The organism is Desertihabitans aurantiacus (assembly GCF_003344635.1).
Classification (GTDB): domain Bacteria; phylum Actinomycetota; class Actinomycetes; order Propionibacteriales; family Propionibacteriaceae; genus Desertihabitans; species Desertihabitans aurantiacus.
The window spans coordinates 1-2,899 of record NZ_QPKK01000369.1 but is presented as its reverse complement, the minus strand read 5'-3'; the positions used below and the strand labels follow the sequence as shown (position 1 = coordinate 2,899).

The following is a 2,899-nucleotide window of genomic DNA, read 5'->3' as shown; positions in this document are numbered from 1 at the left end:
CGACGAGGAAGCCGGTGCCCCAGCACAGGTGCATCACCGCGAACACCAGCGGCAGCCGGACCCGGACGCCGCGCGGCAGGTCGCGGCGCAGCGCGAACGCGCCCCCGACCACCACGCCGAGGTAGCCCAGGGGTGCGAGCGCGGCCAGCCGCAGCCACCGCGGCCCGACGGTGCCACCGGCCAGCGTGGCCAGCAGACCGCCGACCACCCCGGTGACGGCCACCGGCGGGGCCAGGTAGCGCGGGCTGGCGGTGTCGGGGTGGCGGCGCACCACCTCGCGCCGCCACCGCCCGGTCTCGAAGAACTGCCGGGCCAGCGCGCGCAGCGTGGAGCGGGGCCGGTAGGTGACCCGCATGGCCGGTGAGAACCAGATCCGGTGCCCGGCCTGGCGCAGCCGGTAGTTGAGCTCCCAGTCCTGGGCTCGGTGCAGGGTCTCGTCGTAGCCGCCGACCTCGAGCAGGGCGTCCTTGCGGAACGAGCCGAGGAAGACCGTCTCGGCCTCCTGCTCGCGGCTGGTGGTGAGGTGGAAGGCCGACCCGCCGAGCCCGAGCCGGCTGGTGTAGGCCACCGCGACGGCCTGCTCGAAGGCGGTCTCCCCCTGGGCGTCCATGATCCCGCCGACGTTGGCCGCGCCGGTGCGCCGCAGCAGCTCCACCGCGGTCCGCAGGTAGCCCGGGGTGAGCTCGCCGTGGCCGTCCACCCGGACGACGACGTCGAAGCGGGACGCCGCGATGGCGGCGTTCAGCGCGTGCGGGGTCCGTCCGGCCGGGTTGGGCACCACCCGGACGCGGGGGTCGGCGGCGGCCAGGTCGGCGGCGATCTGCTCGGTGCGGTCGGTGCTCGGGGCGACCGCCATCACCACCTCGAGCTCACCGGGGTAGTCCTGGGAGAGGATCCGCGACACCGCCCGGGCGAGGTGGCGCTCCTCCTCGCGGACCGGCATCACCACGCTCACCCCGGGCCACGGGTCGGCGGCGGGACGGGTGCTCAGGTCGGCCACCGGTGCACCCTAGTCGCCCTTCTTCTTGGCGGCCTCCACCTTTTCCTGCGCCTGCGCCAGGGGCTCGGGGGCCGGCGGCGGGGGCGTCTGGGCGTCCAGGGCCTCGGCGACGGCCAGCTCGTGGGCGACCGCCTGGCGGACCAGGCCGAAGTCGGGGCTGCCCGGGTAGACCAGCGGCGGCACGAAGGAGACGCTCTGGATGTCGTGCTGGCGCGCCCCGAGGGCCAGCTCGGCCAGGTCGCTGACCGCACCGCCGTCGACGTCGGTGCGCACCACCTGCTTGCCGGCCGCGGCGATCTCGGAGAACCGGGTGAACACGGTCATCGGGTCGAGCTGGTCGAGCATGGCGTTCATCACCTGCTTCTGCCGCTCCATCCGCTCGAAGTCGCTGGAGCCGTGCCGGGAGCGGGCGTACCAGAGCGCGTGGTAGCCGTTGAGGTGCACCTGCTCACCGGGCTCGATGTAGCCCTTGACCTTGCTGGTGCCCCCGCCGATCGGCACCCGCCGCTCGATGTCGAGGGTGATCCCGCCGACGGCGTCGACCAGCGACTCGAAGCCCTTGAGGTCGACCATCGCGTAGTAGTTGATCTTCAGCCCGGTGATGCCCTCGACGGCCTCCTTGGTGGCCTGCGCCCCGGGGTCGCGGACGCCCGGGTACAGCTCGGGGTGCTTGGTCGCCTCGGTGTAGACGGCGTTGAGCATGCACTCGTGGTCGGGGCAGGTGAAGCCGTCGGGGTACAGCGTGCGCATCGGGGAGCCCTCGGCGAAGGGCACGTCCTCCATGTTGCGCGGCAGGCTGAACAGCACCGTGCGGCCGGTCTCGGCGTCCACGCTGGCCACGATGAGGCTGTCCGGACGCATCCCCACCCGCGACTCGCCGGCGTCCCCACCGAGCAGCAGCACGTTGTAGCGGCCGTCGACCGTCTCCTGCTCCCCACCACCGGCGAAGACGTGCTCGACCAGGTGGCCCTGGCTGTCCAGGACGCCGGCCGAAGCCACGGCGCCGCTGCCGACGGTGAGCGCCAGCCCGAGGCTGAGGGCGGCGAAGCCGAGCCGGTGCGGGCGGTGCATGTCGATGGGACGGGCCAGCCGCCAGGCGTCGACCAGCAGCAGCACCAGTGCGACCCCGGCCAGCACCATGGTGGCCTGCAGCGCCGACCAGATGAAGTCCCCACTGAGCAGGGCGACGGCGGTGCTGCGGTGCACCAGGGCCAGCACGACGAAGGCGAGCAGGAGCACCCACCCGCCGAGCCAGACCCGCAGCGCGGCCAGGCCGATGCGGCGGTTGCCCGCCACCAGCTGGGCCGATCCCGGGAGCAGCAGCGTCATCGCGAGCAGCACCAGGCCGCGGCGCAGCGAGGCCCAGTCGGCCGAGCGACGGTGGGTGCGGGGATGGTCGACGGGGGGCAGCAACGGGTGCGTGGCGGTCGTGGCCTCGGCTGCGGGCACGGCAGGTCCTCTCAATCTCGGCGAGCGGGGAAGGTCCCACCCAGATCGGGTCCCAGCGTGTACCACCACGGGCGGACCTGCCCACTCGCCACGCCGACCAGGAGGTCGCGGCTCCGCCACGAACGCCGACCAGGAGGTCATGGCTCCGCCACGAACGCCGACCCGGGTCGCGACCTCCGCGTCGCGCCGGGGCCGGGAAGTACCGTGGCTGCCATGTCTCCCGACTCCAGGAACGACGACCTCGACTGGCTGTACCGCCGGGAGCCGAGGGACCGTCCGGTCACGCCCGAGCAGACCCGGATGATGTCGGACGAGGAGCTGTCGGAGCTGCGGGCGCGGACCGAGCAGCACGACCGGGAGGCCGCGCGGCAGCCGCGGCCCGAGCCCGCCCGGCGCGAACCGGTGCGCCCCGTCCCCGCTCCCCCGCCGGCGCACGACCCGCACGAGCCG

General features: G+C 74.1%; 2 protein-coding genes and 1 pseudogene. 1 reads left to right on the top strand and 2 read right to left on the bottom strand.

Annotation, left to right across the window (positions count from 1 at the left end; translation table 11 throughout):
* The coding region (locus DVA66_RS19030; RefSeq protein WP_157974144.1) for a glycosyltransferase family 2 protein at nucleotides 1-943 on the bottom strand (943 nt) is incomplete at its 3' end.
* A gap of 66 nt (nucleotides 944-1,009) precedes the next feature.
* A complete protein-coding gene (locus DVA66_RS19025; RefSeq protein ID WP_198671950.1) occupies nucleotides 1,010-2,449 on the bottom strand; it encodes an LCP family protein in 1,440 nt (479 codons plus the stop codon).
* 213 nt (nucleotides 2,450-2,662) lie between these two features.
* On the opposite strand from DVA66_RS19025, the pseudogene DVA66_RS19020 reads away from it, so the two are divergent.
* Nucleotides 2,663-2,899, top strand: a pseudogene (locus DVA66_RS19020) (hypothetical protein); the annotation flags it as partial.